This window comes from Ruegeria sp. AB10, from assembly GCF_056542745.1.
The window spans coordinates 159,542-174,764 of record NZ_JBQGAI010000002.1 but is presented as its reverse complement, the minus strand read 5'-3'; the positions used below and the strand labels follow the sequence as shown (position 1 = coordinate 174,764).

18 protein-coding genes are annotated in these 15,223 nt (G+C 60.6%); 13 read left to right on the top strand and 5 right to left on the bottom strand.

Annotated features, from left to right (window positions below; genetic code table 11):
• Positions 1-116: 116 nt before the first annotated feature.
• From ACR0NT_RS05830 to ACR0NT_RS05805, 6 genes are all read left to right on the top strand, one after another.
• Positions 117-479 carry a cupin domain-containing protein gene (locus tag ACR0NT_RS05830; RefSeq protein WP_170671805.1) on the top strand — a complete coding sequence of 121 codons (363 nt, stop codon included), beginning with the start codon at positions 117-119 and terminating at the stop codon, positions 477-479.
• A 48-nt stretch (positions 480-527) separates the two neighbouring features.
• On the top strand, positions 528-1,250 hold the full coding sequence (locus ACR0NT_RS05825; protein ID WP_170671803.1) for an endonuclease/exonuclease/phosphatase family protein: 723 nt from the start codon (positions 528-530) through the stop codon (positions 1,248-1,250).
• 55 nt (positions 1,251-1,305) lie between these two features.
• Complete coding sequence (locus ACR0NT_RS05820) at positions 1,306-1,719, top strand: Fur family transcriptional regulator (RefSeq protein ID WP_170671801.1); 414 nt, start codon at positions 1,306-1,308, stop codon at positions 1,717-1,719.
• Between the two features lie 137 nt (positions 1,720-1,856).
• A complete protein-coding gene (locus ACR0NT_RS05815) occupies positions 1,857-2,738 on the top strand; it encodes a DMT family transporter (protein WP_170443557.1) in 882 nt (293 codons plus the stop codon).
• 145 nt (positions 2,739-2,883) lie between these two features.
• Entirely contained in the window at positions 2,884-4,161 is a 1,278-nt protein-coding gene (gene eno / locus ACR0NT_RS05810; protein ID WP_170443559.1) for a phosphopyruvate hydratase, read from the top strand.
• Positions 4,162-4,221: 60 nt separating this feature from the next.
• A complete protein-coding gene (locus tag ACR0NT_RS05805) occupies positions 4,222-4,899 on the top strand; it encodes a haloacid dehalogenase type II (protein WP_170671799.1) in 678 nt (225 codons plus the stop codon).
• A 394-nt stretch (positions 4,900-5,293) separates the two neighbouring features.
• Here the strand turns inward: ACR0NT_RS05805 and ACR0NT_RS05800 are convergent, their stop codons facing one another.
• The 3 genes from ACR0NT_RS05800 to mazG form a co-directional block, all read right to left on the bottom strand.
• Positions 5,294-5,743: a GNAT family N-acetyltransferase gene (locus ACR0NT_RS05800; RefSeq protein ID WP_170671797.1), complete on the bottom strand. Its 450-nt coding sequence runs from the start codon at positions 5,741-5,743 to the stop codon at positions 5,294-5,296.
• Positions 5,740-6,681: a nucleoside hydrolase gene (locus tag ACR0NT_RS05795; protein ID WP_170671795.1), complete on the bottom strand. Its 942-nt coding sequence runs from the start codon at positions 6,679-6,681 to the stop codon at positions 5,740-5,742. Before ACR0NT_RS05795 ends, ACR0NT_RS05800 begins: the two co-directional genes overlap by 4 nt.
• Positions 6,682-6,744: 63 nt before the next feature.
• Positions 6,745-7,602, bottom strand: a complete 858-nt coding sequence (gene mazG / locus ACR0NT_RS05790) for a nucleoside triphosphate pyrophosphohydrolase (protein ID WP_170672436.1) — start codon at positions 7,600-7,602, stop codon at positions 6,745-6,747.
• A 66-nt stretch (positions 7,603-7,668) separates the two neighbouring features.
• On the opposite strand from mazG, the gene ACR0NT_RS05785 reads away from it, so the two are divergent.
• From ACR0NT_RS05785 to ACR0NT_RS05770, 4 genes are all read left to right on the top strand, one after another.
• Complete coding sequence (locus ACR0NT_RS05785) at positions 7,669-8,832, top strand: M20 aminoacylase family protein (RefSeq protein ID WP_170671793.1); 1,164 nt, start codon at positions 7,669-7,671, stop codon at positions 8,830-8,832.
• A gap of 12 nt (positions 8,833-8,844) precedes the next feature.
• Positions 8,845-9,810 carry an agmatinase gene (gene speB, locus ACR0NT_RS05780; protein ID WP_170443569.1) on the top strand — a complete coding sequence of 322 codons (966 nt, stop codon included), beginning with the start codon at positions 8,845-8,847 and terminating at the stop codon, positions 9,808-9,810.
• A 63-nt stretch (positions 9,811-9,873) separates the two neighbouring features.
• Complete coding sequence (speB, locus tag ACR0NT_RS05775; RefSeq protein ID WP_170443571.1) at positions 9,874-10,821, top strand: agmatinase; 948 nt, start codon at positions 9,874-9,876, stop codon at positions 10,819-10,821.
• A 63-nt stretch (positions 10,822-10,884) separates the two neighbouring features.
• Positions 10,885-11,292 carry a DUF1499 domain-containing protein gene (locus ACR0NT_RS05770; protein WP_170443573.1) on the top strand — a complete coding sequence of 136 codons (408 nt, stop codon included), beginning with the start codon at positions 10,885-10,887 and terminating at the stop codon, positions 11,290-11,292.
• Here the strand turns inward: ACR0NT_RS05770 and ACR0NT_RS05765 are convergent.
• Positions 11,233-11,475, bottom strand: a complete 243-nt coding sequence (locus tag ACR0NT_RS05765; protein WP_480442727.1) for a hypothetical protein — start codon at positions 11,473-11,475, stop codon at positions 11,233-11,235. The genes ACR0NT_RS05770 and ACR0NT_RS05765 overlap by 60 nt on opposite strands.
• Positions 11,476-11,583: 108 nt before the next feature.
• Between ACR0NT_RS05765 and prfA the strand changes: the two genes are divergently transcribed.
• The 3 genes from prfA to ACR0NT_RS05750 all read left to right on the top strand — a co-directional run bounded on the left by prfA (position 11,584) and on the right by ACR0NT_RS05750 (position 14,300).
• Positions 11,584-12,639 (top strand): peptide chain release factor 1, encoded by a 1,056-nt coding sequence (gene prfA, locus ACR0NT_RS05760; protein WP_170443577.1) that lies wholly within the window; start codon positions 11,584-11,586, stop codon positions 12,637-12,639.
• Positions 12,636-13,478 (top strand): peptide chain release factor N(5)-glutamine methyltransferase, encoded by an 843-nt coding sequence (gene prmC, locus ACR0NT_RS05755; protein WP_170443579.1) that lies wholly within the window; start codon positions 12,636-12,638, stop codon positions 13,476-13,478. Before prfA ends, prmC begins: the two co-directional genes overlap by 4 nt.
• A 243-nt stretch (positions 13,479-13,721) precedes the next feature.
• A complete protein-coding gene (locus tag ACR0NT_RS05750; RefSeq protein WP_170443581.1) occupies positions 13,722-14,300 on the top strand; it encodes a DUF4167 domain-containing protein in 579 nt (192 codons plus the stop codon).
• Between the two features lie 53 nt (positions 14,301-14,353).
• Here ACR0NT_RS05750 and rsmA read toward each other — a convergent pair whose 3' ends face one another.
• Complete coding sequence (gene rsmA / locus ACR0NT_RS05745) at positions 14,354-15,196, bottom strand: 16S rRNA (adenine(1518)-N(6)/adenine(1519)-N(6))-dimethyltransferase RsmA (protein WP_170671791.1); 843 nt, start codon at positions 15,194-15,196, stop codon at positions 14,354-14,356.
• Positions 15,197-15,223: the final 27 nt, after the last annotated feature.

Here is a 15,223-nt window from a genome sequence, read left to right as displayed (position 1 = left end):
TGGACCGGGGGCAGGAAAACTGTCACTTCAAATCGCCCTGCGACTTACCCTCAAGGAAGAATGCTGCATAATAGGTGTTCCAGGGGAATATTCAGATTTGATTTAGGGAGCACGGAATGCGCTACTCCATATTGCTGGAAGACGCAGAAGGCGTCTCGTATTTTGAAGACCGGGACGTTGACCTTGAACTCAAGACCTTTGCCCCGCCCGCAGCCGCGTTTCACGTTTCTGGGGAATATGATGCCTCGCGCTTTGTCTTCCTTACTTTGCCTGCAGGGTGGAAAGGGATACCGCACCGCTCTCCCAAGCGGCAGCTTGCGACGGTTCTGTCGGGGACGTTTCGTGTTCAGGCAGGGTCGGGTGAGGTCCGCGACTTTACCGCCGGTGATCTGTTCTGGGCGGAGGATGTCACCGGAACAGGCCATGCCTCCTCTGCCGAAGGGGGCGAGCCTGTCAATTTGATGGTCACGCAGTTTTGAGAGTAATCGGATAGCCGCGCACCGCTTCTTGCCAATCACAGGACGTCCATGACCCAAGCCTCAACCCTGCGCATCGCCAGCTATAATATCCAGAAATGTGTTGGCCTGGACTTCCGGCGGCAGCCGCAGCGCATCATGCAGGTCATCGACAGCATGAAAGCCGATATCGTGGTGCTGCAAGAGGCCGACAAACGCCTGCCGCCGCGACCCGCCGCCTTGCCGCATTTCCTGCTGGATGAGGCCGGTTGGCAGGTCGTCGATCTGGGTGGGGCAGGCAGTCTGGGCTGGCACGGGAACGCGGTGATCTGGCGTGGCGATGCGCTCCGGGTACGGCAGACCGGTCACCACGATCTGCCGGGGTTGGAACCCCGTGGGGCGGTGCGGGTGGAGTTCGACACCCATATTGGACCGCTGCGGGTGATGGGAATGCATCTGGGTCTGCTGCCCGCGTCCCGGCGCCAGCAAATCACTCATATCCGTCGTTTTGAGGACGATCTGGATCAGATGCCCACCGTCTGGGCCGGGGATTTCAACGAATGGTCGCGCCAGCCGGTGCTGGATCATCTGGCCCCGGATATGCGCTTTTTGCCGCCCGTTCCCAGCTTTCCGGCCGCGCAGCCCTTGGGGGCGCTGGACCGGATCGCGCTGGGCGCGGGGCTTGAGGCGGTGGTGCATGGGGTGCACGACGCGCGGCCTGCGCATATCGCATCCGACCATCTGCCGATCTGGGCCGATTTGAGGCTGGCGCGGGAAACCGCAATTCCGCGGTAGCGCCAGCCGCATAGACGTATTAAGACAGAAACCCGAACCACTCTGGGGATCACATATGTCCGACACGATCATCGCCCGCTGCGAAGCCAAAGGCCTGCGTATGACCGGCCAGCGCCGTACGATCGCGCAGGTTTTGCAACAAAGCGAAGATCATCCGGATGTCGAGGAGCTGTATTCCCGCGCCTCGCAGGTGGATTCGGGGATATCCATCGCCACCGTCTATCGCACCGTGAAACTGTTCGAAGAGGCCGGGATTCTCGAGCGTCTGGAATTCGGCGACGGGCGTGCGCGCTATGAAGATGCCGAGCGCGACCACCACGATCACCTGATCGACATGCAATCGGGTGAGGTGATCGAATTTGTCGACCCCGAGATCGAAGCGTTGCAGGAAAAAATCGCGGCCAAGCTGGGCTATAAGCTGAAAGGTCACCGGCTGGAGCTGTATGGCGTGCCGCTGGATCAGGACTGACCCATCACAAAACGCGAACAGTGGGTCCACGGGAAATCATGATTTTTGGCCGGTTAATGCTTGCCTGAACGGGTGTCTTGCGTATTGGGTGACGTAAGGGGCGGCGCTTTGCGCTGCGGAGTTTTACGGAAATGACCATGAACAACGTAAACGGCATTTTGCTTGTCGTCGGCGCGATGGCGGCTTTTGCGCTTGAGGACATGTTCATCAAGCTGCTGTCGGGCACCGTGCCGACCGGCCAGATCATGGTTGTTCTGGGCGTGGTCTGTGGCTTTCTGTTTGCGGTATTGGCGCTGGCCACTCGCAAGCGCATCCTTGACCCGGTGGCCTGGAAGCCCCTGCCGCTGGCCCGCGCCGCGACCGAGATGGTCGGGGCGCTGACCTTCGTCACTGCACTGTCGCTGGTGGACCTGTCCACCGTGGCCGCCGTGTTCCAGGCGCTGCCGCTGGTTGTCACCATGGGTGCCGCGCTGTTTCTGGGGGAAAAGGTCGGCTGGCGGCGGTGGAGCGCCGTCGGGGTCGGCTTCATCGGCGTTCTGATGATCATCCGGCCGGGGTTTGAAGGGTTTCAGCCCGACTCTCTGTTCGTCGTGGCAACCGTAATTGCCATCGCTGCGCGGGACCTGCTGACCCGCAAGCTAGATCCGCGGGTTGCGTCATCGGTGGTGGCGTTGCAGGCCTATTTTGCGGTGGCCGTGTCGGGTGTGGCGCTGATGGTGTTTACCGCACAACCCGTTATTCCGCTGCAATCAGCGCAGATTGGCCCGTATTTGGGCGCCGTCGGTTTTGGCGTTCTGGGCTATTACGGCATCGTCACTGCCATGCGGATCGGCGAGGCTTCGGCCCTGATGCCTTTCCGCTATACCCGGCTGATCTTTTCGATCATGGCAGGGATGCTGATGTTCGGGGAACGCCCTGATTTCGTGACTCTGTCCGGGGCCGCGTTGATCATGGGGTCGGGCATGTACACCTTTATTCGCGAACGCAAGCTGGCCCGCCAGATGGCGCTTGCGGCCTGACGGATCGTCGCACGTTGGCGCAAACAGCAATCTGTTAGCCCTAAAGCTCCGATTATATAAGTGTTAGCGTTAACATGACCGGTTTACTTTTCACCCGGTAATGCTATGAGGCGTGCAACTGATTTCAGCCACAGGGACGGGCCTCATGAGCACCATCATCGACATTCACGCACGCGAGATTCTGGACAGCCGGGGAAACCCGACGGTCGAAGTGGACGTGATCCTGGAAGACGGCACCATGGGCCGCGCGGCGGTGCCCTCGGGTGCATCGACCGGTGCCTATGAGGCGGTGGAAAAGCGCGACGGTGACAAAAGCCGCTACATGGGCAAGGGCGTGCTGGAAGCCGTCGCTGCTGTGAACGGTGAGATCGCCGAGGAACTGGTGGGCTTCGACGCAACCGAGCAAGTTGCCATCGACGAGGCAATGATCGAACTGGACGGCACCGAAAACAAGGGCCGTCTGGGCGCAAACGCCATTCTGGGTGTCTCGCTGGCGACCGCGAAAGCCGCAGCGGATTTCACCACGCAGCCTCTGTACCGCTATGTCGGCGGCACCTCGGCCCGCGTTCTGCCGGTGCCGATGATGAACATCATCAACGGTGGTGAACACGCCGACAACCCGATCGACATTCAGGAATTCATGATCATGCCGACCTCGGCCGCGAATATCCGCGAGGCGGTGCGCATGGGGTCCGAGGTTTTCCACACGCTGAAAAAAGAGCTGTCGGCCGCTGGTCTGGCCACTGGTGTCGGTGACGAGGGCGGCTTTGCTCCGAACATCGCCTCGACCCGCGAAGCGCTGGATTTTGTTCTGAAATCCATTGAAAAGGCGGGCTACAAGCCGGGTGAGGAAATCCACCTGGCGCTGGATTGCGCTGCGACCGAATACTACAAGGACGGCAAATACGTTTTGTCCGGTGAGGGTAAGACCCTGACCTCGGACGAAAACGCGGCCTATCTGGCGGCGCTGGTCAACGACTATCCGATCATCTCGATCGAAGACGGCATGTCCGAGGATGACTGGGACGGCTGGAAGGCGCTGACCGATATGCTGGGTGACAAGGTGCAGTTGGTGGGCGATGACCTGTTCGTGACCAACCCGGAACGTTTGGCTCAGGGGATCGAAAACGGCTGCGCCAACTCGATGCTGGTCAAGGTGAACCAGATCGGTTCGCTGACCGAAACCCTGCGTGCTGTGGATATGGCGCACCGGGCGCGCTATACCAACGTGATGTCGCACCGCTCGGGCGAGACCGAGGACGCCACCATTGCGGATCTGGCCGTGGCAACCAATTGTGGTCAGATCAAAACCGGCTCGCTGGCGCGGTCGGACCGGTTGGCCAAGTACAACCAACTGATCCGCATCGAGGAATCGCTGGGCGAGGTTGCGGAATATGCCGGGGCTTCCATCCTGAAGCGCTGATCCGGCAAAAAACAGCCCTGCCTGAAACCGGGCAGGGCTCGTCAGGATGAAGGCCAAGTCATGGTAGAAGCGCTGATCTTTGACGTGTTCGGTACCTGCGTAGACTGGCGCAGTTCCATCGCACGCGAAGTGGCAGCGGTTCTGCCAGATTTGGACGCCTTTGACTTCGCCGATGCGTGGCGGGCCGAGTACGACCCCTCTATGGCCACCATCCGCGAAGGGGGCAGGGGTTATGTGCCTCTGGATGACCTGCACCGCGAAAATCTTGAGGTCGTCGCCACCCGTTTTGGCGTCACGCCCCCAAATCCCGCCGATCTGACCGCCGCATGGGAACGGCTGGACCCTTGGCCCGACGTAGTGCCGGGATTGCAGGCCCTAAAGCACAACAGGATCATCGCGCCCTGTTCCAACGGTTCAATCGCTCTGATGACCCGGCTTGCGAAATATGGCGGATTGCCCTGGGACTGCATTCTGGGGGCCGAGATCGCCAGGAACTACAAACCCAAGCCACAAGTCTATCTGGCGAGTTGTGCCGCGCTGCGTCTGCCCCCCGACCAGGTCATGATGGTCGCTGCGCATAACAATGACTTGTATGCCGCCCGACAGGCGGGTTTGAAAACCGCTTTCGTGGCCCGCCCGACCGAGTGCGGGCCGTCCCAATCCCATGATCTGCAGGCCGAAGGGAACTGGGATATTGTCGCCGAAGATTTTATGACCCTGGCGGACAGGCTGGGCTGAAGAGGGTCGCCGCCCAAAAAAATCGGAATTTTTTTGTTGTGTAATATCCTGAAAAGGCGACGGCTTTTTCGGAAAGCGGATTCTTGACCGACATAAATTGGGTTATGTGTGAACTTTTTCCTATTTGTGTCAAATTGAGCTGACCTATTCTGGCGACATTACAGAAAGGAGAACACCATGACTGGTTCGAAATTCCTTCTCGTAGCCTCAGTGATCAGCACTGTTTTCTTGGCGGCCTGCGCAGGGCCGGGCACTTACCCGATAACCGGTGATCCGGTGTCTGCGAATGATCCGGTTCAGAATATGGACATGCCTACATATGTCTTCCGCGGAGAGTCCCGTTAGGAGCGATTGAACCGATCATGGGTCTTTGCGGTCGTGATGGGGACGTTCGTCAGAGCTTTCTGGACATCAGCATGTAACGCTCACGCGGTCTGAAGCCGGTGCGCAGATACAGTTTCTGGGTGGCTTCGTTGCTACGATCGACTTCCAGATGCAACGCGGTCAGACCTGCCCCGGCAAGGGCTTTGGGCAGGTCCAGCAGCACCTCGGTCGCGATCCCGCGGCCCCGGACGGCGGGGCGGATGTAAATCTCGTCGACGAAACCGTCCATGCCGCCGAATTCGACCGACCAGCCGAAGGTCAGGACGATATAGCCAAGCGGCGCGCGGCCGGGACCAATCAGGTAGATACAACCGTGGGGTATGCCCTCTAACAGGGGGGCCAACGCGTTACGGGTCTGATCGATATCCTGTTCGATACCGGCTTCGGTGTGAAAGGCGGTGACCAGCCCCATCAGGCGATCCAGGTCTGCGGGGCGGGCAAGTTTCAGTGCGGCGCTCATAGGCGGGCCAGCCTTTCTGTTAGCAGGTCAAAGAATCCGTCGGCATCGATTTCACCCATGAACATGGCGTTGGGTGCATGGTCCGTGACGCGCCACCAATCGGCGACGGTCATGCCCATTGTCAGTTCCGACTGTGTTTCGATCTGTACGTTGATGTGACGACCCGAGAACAGGTCCGGCCGGATCAGATAGGCGGTCACGCAGGGATCGTGCAGCGGCGCGCCCTCGGAGCCGTATTTCTCTTTGTCGAAACGTTCGAAGAAATCCGTCATTTCGGCAACCGCATGACCAACTTTTGAATCCAATGCGCGGAACGCGTCATTGCGATGTTTGGTGACCAGCGCATCATGAGTCACGTCCAGCGGCATTACCACGACATGAACGCCGGATTTAAAAACGATTTCAGCTGCTTCTGGGTCAACGTAAATGTTGAATTCCGCTGCCGGGGTAATGTTTCCAACCTGAAAATACGCCCCGCCCATCAGCACGATTTCCTGAACCCGATCAACGATGTCGGGCGCTTTCTGAAAGGCGGTGGCGATATTTGTCAGCGGCCCCAGCGGGCAGAGCGTCACGGTTCCGGGCTCATGCGCACGCAGGGTGTCGATGATGAAATCAACCGCGTGACCCTCGGCCAGAGGCATTTGCGGATCGGGCAGGACGGGTCCATCCAGCCCGGTCTTACCATGCACATGTTCCGCCGTGACCAGAGGCCGGTTCAGCGGGCGGTCGCATCCGGCAAAGACCGGAACATCCGTGCGCCCGGCCAGTTCGCAGACGATCCGCGCGTTTTTGGCGGTCAGTTCCAGCGGTACGTTGCCGGCAACGGCAGTGATCCCCAGAACATCGATCTCTTCCGGGCTGGCCAGCGCCAGCAGGATGGCGACGGCGTCGTCCTGTCCGGGGTCGGTGTCGATGATGATTTTGCGGGGTGCCATGTTCTGCCTCCGGGGTCTTGAAGCGCGGACACTCGCAAGTGTCACCGCGCTTGTCCAGCGGTTTCAGGCCCCTGTCGCGGCGTCCACAGGCGGGAGTTTGCCGTTGGCGCGATGTTCCTCGGTTTTCACCTCGTCCCAGAGTGCGTCCATCTCGGCCAAGTCGCTTTGAGACGGGGTTTTTCCGCGGGCGGCCAGCCGCGCCTCGACCTGTTCGAACCGGCGGGTGAACTTGGCGTTGGTGCGCCGCAGCGCGGCCTCGGGCTCGATACCCAGGTGGCGGCCCAGGTTGACCATCACGAACAGCAGATCGCCGAATTCATCCTCAAGCGCGTCGGCGTCCATGCTGTTGCGGGCCTCTTCCAGTTCGGCGGCCTCTTCGGTGATCTTGGCCAGCACGTGGCTGGCGTCGGGCCAGTCGAATCCAACACGGGCCGCACGCTTTTGCAGCTTGTGGGCGCGCAGCAGGGCAGGCAGGTTGGCCGCAACGCCGTCCAACGCGCCTTTCTGTTCCTTGCCTGCACGTTCGGTCGCCTTAATGGTCTCCCAGTCCACGGTCTGCTGATCAGCCGATTTGTCGCGGGATTCGTTGCCGAACACATGCGGGTGACGGTCGACCATCTTGTCCGACATGGTGCGCACCACGTCCTGAAAGGTGAAATGCCCCGCTTCCTCGGCCATCTGCGCGTGGAAGACGGACTGGAACAGCAGGTCGCCCAGCTCTCCTTTCAACTCATCATAGGCCTCGCGCTCGATGGCGTCCGCGACCTCATAGGCCTCCTCAATCGTATAGGGGGCGATGGTGGCGAAATCCTGTTCGATATCCCACGGGCAGCCTGTTTGCGGGTCACGTAGGCGGCGCATGATTTCCAGCAGACGCTCGATACCCGCATCGCTGTCATGGATCAGAGGATTTTCGGCCATTGCGAACCCTTTCGTTCCGGTGTCAGATGCATCCATTCCGCAGTCAGGATCAGGAGTCCACCCCAGATGCCCGTCGTAAACCGAATTGCCGAATTCTCTGCCGATATGGCCGCATGGCGCCAACATCTGCACTCGATCCCTGAACTGGAGTTTGAATGCCATGAGACCGCCGCCTTTGTGGCCGGGCGTCTGCGTGAATTCGGTGTGGACGAACTGCATGAAGGTATCGCCAAAACAGGTATCGTGGCCATCATCAACGGGCAGGGTGCCGGCCCGACCATCGGCCTGCGCGCCGATATGGATGCGCTGCCGATTCCCGAGGAGACGGGTGTTGACTACGCCTCGAAGAACCCCGGCAGGATGCACGCCTGCGGGCATGACGGGCACACCACGATGCTGTTGGGGGCTGCGCGCTATCTGGCCGAGACGCGGAATTTCGCAGGTCGCGTGGCGTTGATCTTTCAGCCCGCCGAGGAAGAAGGCGGCGGCGCAGGCGTGATGGTCGAAGAGGGGATCATGGACCGGTTCGACATCGCTCAGGTCTATGCGCTGCACAACGCGCCCGGAATCGCCGAGGGCGCCTTTCATACAACGCCCGGGGCGATCATGGCGGCAGTGGATACATTCCATGTGTATATTCAGGGCGTTGGCGGCCATGGCGCCATGCCGCATGAAGCCCGCGACCCGGTGATGGCCGCCTGCGGGATTGCACAGGCGTTGCAAACCATTGTCAGCCGCAATCACCACGCGCTGGACGATCTGGTGGTCTCGGTCACGCAGATCCACACCGGTACGGTGAACAACGTGATCCCGGATACTGCGTATATCAACGGCACCGTGCGTACCTTTGATCCCACCGTGCAAAAGATGGTGATGGAACGGATGGAGCAGATCGTGCAGGGGCAGGCGGCATCCTACGGGGTTGAGGCGCGGCTGGACTATGAGGTGAACTATCCCGCCACGATCAACGACGCCGGAAAGGCCAGGTTTGCGGCGGATGTTGCGCGCGATATCTCGGGACCTGACAATGTGATCGACAACATGACCCGCAACATGGGGGCCGAGGATTTTTCGTACATGCTGAACGCGCGACCGGGGGCGTATCTGAATCTTGGGCAGGGCGACAGCGCCGGGCTGCATCATCCGAAATACAACTTCAACGATGAGATCGCGCCCGTTGGGGCGTCCTTCTTTGCGCGGATCGTCGAAAAGGCGCAGCCGCTGGGCTGACGGGGGAATAACATGGCACTGGAAGATGCAAAAAATCAGGTGGATGAGGCGTTCACCAATCCGGACCTCAAAGGGCTGTCATTCGAGAACACCTTTGGCGGCGCCACCTCGTTTCTGCGGCGGCTGTATACCAAAGACCTTAAGGGCGTGGATATCGCCGTTACTGGCGTACCCTTTGACCAAGCGGTGACCAATCGCCCCGGCACCCGGCTGGGGCCCCGCGCCATCCGCGAGGCCAGTGCCTTGCAATCGCCGGACGCGCCCTATGGCTGGCCGTTTGACGCGCTCAGTGAGCTGGCGATCGTGGACTATGGCGATGTCGCCTATGACTATGCCAACATTCCGGCCTTTCCCGACACGCTGACTGACCATATCAGCACCATTCTGGCGGCTGATGTGGCCTCGGTTTCGCTGGGCGGGGATCACTATATCAGCTTTCCGATCCTGAAAGCCTATGCCGAGAAATATGGCCCAATGTCCCTGTTGCAATTCGATGCCCATACCGACACCTGGGCCGATGACGACATGACCCGCGTGGATCACGGGACGATGTTCTACAAGGCGGTAAAGTCGGGAATCGTCGATCCGAAACGCTCGGTTCAGGTCGGCATCCGCACCACGAACGAGGACACGCTGGGCGTCAACATCATCGACGCGCGCGAGGTCTATGAATCCGGGCCTGCCGCCGTGGCGCAGAAGATCAAAGGTATTCTGGGCGACAGCCCGGTCTATCTGAGCTTTGACATCGACGGTCTGGACCCGGCTTTTGCGCCGGGCACCGGTACGCCCGTTTGGGGTGGGTTAAGCTCGATCCAGGCGCAGATCATCCTGCGCGACATCGCCGGGATCAACATCAAGGGCGGTGATGTGGTCGAGGTTTCTCCGCCCTATGACACATCCGGCGCGACGGCGATTGCGGGCGCCCATGTGGCGACCCAGATTATTTGCCTGTTGGGGTGGAACAAGCTGATGCCTTAACCATTGGTTAGCCATCTTTCCGGTATCACGTTAACCAAAAGACCGGACGGGAGACATACGGGCATGACAGAGTTTAACCAACCCATCAGCGGCAACGATCTGGCGCGGTTTTCGGGGCCGAATACATTCATGCGCCTGCCGCAGGCGGATACGTTGGCCGGGCTGGATGTGGCCGTGTTGGGCATTCCGATGGATATCGGAACCTCATGGCGGTCGGGGACACGGTTCGGGCCAAAGCAGATCCGTGGCGAAAGTGCGATGATCCGGCCCTATAATATGGCCAATTCCGCGGCTCCGTTCGACAGCCTGCAAATCGCGGATATCGGTGATCTGGCGATCAATACCTTCTCGCTGGCCGACAGTCTGACGATTATCAAAGAAAGCTATGACGCCATTTTGGCGCAAGGTGTGATCCCGGTTGCCATGGGCGGCGATCATTCGATCACCCTGCCGATTTTGCGGGCGATTGCGGCCAAACGGGGGCCGGTGGCTCTGGTCCATGTGGATGCGCATGCGGACGTGAATGATGAAATGTTCGGCGAGAAAGAGACCCACGGCACCGTCTTCCGCCGCGCTTACGAAGAGGGGCTGATCGTCCCTGACAAGACCTTCCAGATCGGTATTCGCGGCTCGGGCTATGCGGCCAGCGATTTCACCGAGGCCAAGGGCTGGGGTTTCCGCCAGTTCCCCGCGTGGGAGCTGTGGCAGCAGAACCTGACCGAGATCGGCTCGCAAATCCGAAAGACTGTCGGGGATCACCCGACCTATATCTCTTTTGACATCGACAGCCTTGATCCATCTTTCGCACCCGGCACCGGAACGCCCGAGATCGGCGGACTGACCACCCCGCAGGCGCTGCAACTGATCCACGCGCTGGCCGGATTGAATGTGGTGGGGTGCGATCTGGTCGAGGTCTCTCCGCCTTATGATCCCACGGGCAACACGGCGCTAACCGCCGCGAACCTGCTGTTCGAGATGTTGTGCATCCTGCCGGGCGTGACGTCACGGTAGGGGGATCGGCATCTTGTCCGACGCGTCATTGCGCATATTGTTTGCCAAAAGAACGGGTTTGGGATGAAGAAAACGGTGTTTTGGCTGGTCATTGGTCTGGTGGTGCTTGTGGGCGCCTATATTCGTTTGGCCCCATCCGATCCCGGTACGTGGCATGTGGCACCCGTGGGTAAGGCTGATCTGGACATGAAAGGCGGTGTGCTTCGGGTGATTGAAACCGGGCCTGAGGGTCTGGCGAAACTGGACGCTATTGCCCAAGCGACGCCACGCACGGCGGTTCTGGCGGGTTCTGTTGAAAAAGGGATGGTCACCTATATCACCCGTACCAAGGTGATCGGCTTTCCTGACTACACCACGGTTCAACAGGACGGAGACACGCTGCTTATCCACGCCCGCCTGCGCTTTGGGCGCTCAGATTTTGGGGTAAACCGAAATCGCGTTGATGGGTGGTTGGCTGCTCTGCAACCGTGACGACAGACACCCCTCCTGCACCTCGCGCCACATCGGTACGTTCAGCGACATCTGACACTGGGCCGTGAACATGCGTCCATCGACCTGAAGGCAGATCATCTCGCCCAGTTCTATGCGCGTGCCGGATTTGTCGGTGCAATAACAGTCCTGAACCTTGCCTTTGGGGCCGACAACATCAGCCATGGCAGGGGCCGCGCACAGCAGTAAAACAAGTGCTAAACGTGTCATACGCGTCAGCATAGCACAGCGACGGGCCTTGACCAAAGCCTCGGATTAAGAGACACCGCGCGGATGATCCCCGAAGAACGCCTTGAACAGATAACCCAGCGATTCCAGTACCTCGAAGCCGCCATGGCCGATGGCGCCTCGGGTGGGGATATTGCGGCCTTGGCCAAAGAGTATTCGGACCTCAAGCCGGTGGTCGATCAGATCATGGCCTGGCGTCAGCTGGTCGCCGATCTGGCCGAGGCCGAGGTCATGCTGGCCGACCCCGACATGAAAGAACTGGCCGAAGAGGAAATTCCGGGCCTGCAGGCCCGCATCCCGCAGGCCGAGCACGCCCTGCAACTCGCATTGCTGCCACGGGACAAGGCCGATGCGCGGCCTGCGATGCTGGAAATCCGCCCCGGCACGGGCGGCGACGAGGCGGCGCTGTTTGCAGGGGATTTGCTGCGCATGTATCAGCGGTACGCCGAAGGGCGCGGCTGGCAATTCGAGATTATTGAAGAACAGGCCTCGGACCTCGGTGGGATTAAAGAGGTCGTGGCCCATATCAAGGGTGACAATGTCTTTGCCCGGATGAAATACGAATCCGGTGTGCATCGGGTGCAGCGTGTGCCGGAAACCGAAAGCGGCGGGCGCATTCATACATCGGCGGCCACAGTGGCGGTTCTGCCCGAGGCCGAGGACGTGGACATCCAGATCGACGCCAATGACATTCGCATCGACACCATGCGCAGCTCTGGCGCAGGTGGGCAGCACGTGAACACCACCGATTCGGCGGTGCGGATCACGCACCTACCGACGGGGCTGGTGGTGACCAGTTCAGAGAAATCACAGCACCGCAACCGAGAGATCGCGATGCAGGTGCTGAAAACGCGTCTTTACGACATGGAACGTCAGCGGATCGATAGCGAACGCTCGGCAGATCGCGCCAGTCAGGTGGGTTCGGGCGACCGGTCCGAGCGGATCAGAACCTATAACTTCCCGCAGGGCCGCATGACCGATCACCGCATCAATCTGACGCTGTATAAGCTGGATCAGGTGATGCAGGGCGATCTGGACGAGGTGATCGACGCGCTGACCGCCGACGATCAGGCGCGTCTGCTGGCGGAGATGGCACAATGATTGCGGCTTTGACAGCAGCACAGGCAATGGTCGCCGCCACCGCGCGCCTGCGGGCCGCAGGGGTGGCCGATCCGGCACGGGATGCACGGGTGTTGCTGGCCCATGCCGCACGGATCGAGGCCAGCCGCGTCACGCTGATCGCGCCCGAGGAACTCTCGCCCGAAATTGCCGAACGCTATGACCAGTTGATCTCGTTGCGGGCCATTCGGGTGCCGGTGTCGCATTTGCTGGGTGAGCGTGAATTCTATGGCCGCCAGTTCCGGGTCAGTCGTGATGTGCTGGACCCACGCCCCGAAACCGAGACATTGATCGAAGCGGCGCTGAGCGAACCGTTCGATCATGTGCTGGATTTGGGCACCGGCTCAGGCTGCATTCTGATCACGCTGCTGGCCGAGCGTACCAGCGCCTCGGGCGTAGGTGCGGATTTGAGCGAATCCGCCTGCCTGCAAGCCAGCGCCAACGCGGTGCAGCACAAAGTGCAGGAGAGGGCCGAGATTTTGCGCTCGGACTGGTTTGAGAACATAGAAGGCGAATTCGACCTGATCGTTTCAAATCCGCCCTATATTTCCCTGTCCGAAATGAACGACCTGTCTCCCGAAGTGCGCGAGCACGAGCCGCGCATGGCCCTGACGGATGAGGGCGACGGGCTTGGCGCGTACCGCCATATCGCAGCCTCGGCGCCGGACTTTCTGATGTCGGGGGGGCGAATTCTGGTCGAAATTGGCCCGACGCAGGGTCAAAGCGTCGCATCCCTGTTCCAGGCCGCGGGCCTGGCCGAAACGAGGATCATTCCCGATCTGGATGGCCGTGATCGTGTTGTTCTGGCCAGAATGCCATAAATACGCCGTCAGGTGAGGCCGAAAAGCGCCGATTAATGTAAAAAAGCTGCGAATTATCGGACAAACCTCTTGTCTGCGCGCGCTGGACATGCTTACTCAGAGTTAGTCGGAGAGGTTGACGCTGTTTCAGCGGGCCCCTGACGCCAAGCCCAAAAAAGTCGACATCGCGTGACGGCTAAAGCCATTGAGCAGTGCAGGACGCGACTTCATCGGCACCGAATGACAAGGCTGACGTAAAGTAAGATGAGATCTTCCAAATCCCGCTCGCGGGCCAAGAATAACCGCAATCGTCCTTCTGGCGGCAACGTTGTTAACCGGGTTTTTGACAGCTCGGGTCCCGAAGGCAAGGTGCGCGGTACGCCCCAGCAGATCATTGACAAATACAACCAGTTGGCGCGCGACGCCCAGCTGTCGAACGACCGAGTGGCGGCTGAGAATTTTCAGCAGCACGCCGAGCATTACCTGCGCCTGCTGAGCGAAGCGCAGCGCGAGATCGAAGCGCGCCGCGAAGAGCAGGAGCGCCAGAATCGCGAGCGTCAGGCCGAGCGTGACCGCGAACGCGCCGAACGTCAGGAACGTGACGCCGCCCGTCAGGCGGACCCGGCCGATGCGCCGCAGCCCGATGTGATGGATTTCGGCACGCCCGAAGCCACACCCGAAAGCGGTTTGGTTGAGACGCCAGAAAGCAAAGGGGCTGAGCCCACTCCGGCACCGGAGAAAAGGGAAAAGCCCGCACGTAAGCCGCGCGCGCGCAAGCCCAAGGCTGCACCAGCCGAGGATGCGCCCAAGACGGACGGCGATGCGCCGGAAGCGGCCGAGTAAGCGCTGGTACAGAAATTGCAAAAGCCCCGGTTTTGCCGGGGCTTTTTTTGTGCTCAGCCTTTTTTGACTTCGCGAGCCAGCGCGCAGAACGCCTCGAGCGGGACCTGCTCGGCGCGTTCGGTGGGCTGGATGCCAGCCGCCAGCAGGCGATCTTCGATATCCGGGGCAACGCCTTTCAATGAGGCTCGCAACATCTTGCGGCGCTGGTTGAAGGCGGCAGCCACGACGCGGGATAGGGTTGCGGCGTCGGCTGGGTAGCGCGGTTCGGGCAGGGCGGTCAGGTGGATCACCGCGCTGGAGACCTTGGGCGGAGGCGTGAAGGCGCCGGGCGGCAATGACATGGCGATCCGCGCCTCGGCCCGCCATTGGGCGAGGATGGCAAGGCGGCCATAGGCCTTGCCGCCGGGTTGGGCGACGATGCGCTCGGCTACTTCGCGCTGGAACATCAGCGTGAGGCTTTGCCAGAAGGGCGGCCATTCGGGTGGGGTCAGCCAGCGGACCAAAAGTTCGGTGCCCACGTTGTAAGGCAGGTTGGCCGCGATGCGGATCGGCGGCGTCAGATGCGCCAGCGGGTCGATTTCCAGCGCGTCGCCGTTGATCACCTCAAGCCGACCGGGATAGGCGGCGGCAATGTCGTTCAGGGCGGCGATGCAGCGAGTGTCCTTTTCCACCGCCACAACCTTCCGCGCGCCTTCGGACAGCAGCCCGCGGGTCAGACCCCCGGGGCCGGGGCCAATTTCCAGCACGTCGCACTCCGTCAGGTCTCCGGCCTGACGCGCGATCTTGGCGGTCAGGTTCAGGTCCAGCAGGAAGTTCTGGCCCAGCGACTTGCGCGCCGAGAGCTGGTGGGTGGCGATGACCTCACGCAGAGGGGGGAGATTGTCGATAGCGCTCATGATCCGGTTACCGTGGCGGGGGTTGAT

Excerpts from the sequence above, each read along its gene's own strand:
- ACR0NT_RS05830 (WP_170671805.1), top strand. The coding sequence starts at position 117 with ATGCGCTACTCCATATTGCTGGAAGACGCAGAAGGCGTCTCGTATTTT.
- ACR0NT_RS05825 (WP_170671803.1), top strand. The coding sequence starts at position 528 with ATGACCCAAGCCTCAACCCTGCGCATCGCCAGCTATAATATCCAGAAA.
- ACR0NT_RS05820 (WP_170671801.1), top strand. The coding sequence starts at position 1,306 with ATGTCCGACACGATCATCGCCCGCTGCGAAGCCAAAGGCCTGCGTATG.
- ACR0NT_RS05815 (WP_170443557.1), top strand. The coding sequence starts at position 1,857 with ATGAACAACGTAAACGGCATTTTGCTTGTCGTCGGCGCGATGGCGGCT.
- eno (WP_170443559.1), top strand. The coding sequence starts at position 2,884 with ATGAGCACCATCATCGACATTCACGCACGCGAGATTCTGGACAGCCGG.
- ACR0NT_RS05805 (WP_170671799.1), top strand. The coding sequence starts at position 4,222 with ATGGTAGAAGCGCTGATCTTTGACGTGTTCGGTACCTGCGTAGACTGG.
- ACR0NT_RS05800 (WP_170671797.1), bottom strand. The coding sequence starts at position 5,743 with ATGAGCGCCGCACTGAAACTTGCCCGCCCCGCAGACCTGGATCGCCTG.
- ACR0NT_RS05795 (WP_170671795.1), bottom strand. The coding sequence starts at position 6,681 with ATGGCACCCCGCAAAATCATCATCGACACCGACCCCGGACAGGACGAC.
- mazG (WP_170672436.1), bottom strand. The coding sequence starts at position 7,602 with ATGGCCGAAAATCCTCTGATCCATGACAGCGATGCGGGTATCGAGCGT.
- ACR0NT_RS05785 (WP_170671793.1), top strand. The coding sequence starts at position 7,669 with ATGCCCGTCGTAAACCGAATTGCCGAATTCTCTGCCGATATGGCCGCA.
- speB (WP_170443569.1), top strand. The coding sequence starts at position 8,845 with ATGGCACTGGAAGATGCAAAAAATCAGGTGGATGAGGCGTTCACCAAT.
- speB (WP_170443571.1), top strand. The coding sequence starts at position 9,874 with ATGACAGAGTTTAACCAACCCATCAGCGGCAACGATCTGGCGCGGTTT.
- ACR0NT_RS05770 (WP_170443573.1), top strand. The coding sequence starts at position 10,885 with ATGAAGAAAACGGTGTTTTGGCTGGTCATTGGTCTGGTGGTGCTTGTG.
- ACR0NT_RS05765 (WP_480442727.1), bottom strand. The coding sequence starts at position 11,475 with ATGGCTGATGTTGTCGGCCCCAAAGGCAAGGTTCAGGACTGTTATTGC.
- prfA (WP_170443577.1), top strand. The coding sequence starts at position 11,584 with ATGATCCCCGAAGAACGCCTTGAACAGATAACCCAGCGATTCCAGTAC.
- prmC (WP_170443579.1), top strand. The coding sequence starts at position 12,636 with ATGATTGCGGCTTTGACAGCAGCACAGGCAATGGTCGCCGCCACCGCG.
- ACR0NT_RS05750 (WP_170443581.1), top strand. The coding sequence starts at position 13,722 with ATGAGATCTTCCAAATCCCGCTCGCGGGCCAAGAATAACCGCAATCGT.
- rsmA (WP_170671791.1), bottom strand. The coding sequence starts at position 15,196 with ATGAGCGCTATCGACAATCTCCCCCCTCTGCGTGAGGTCATCGCCACC.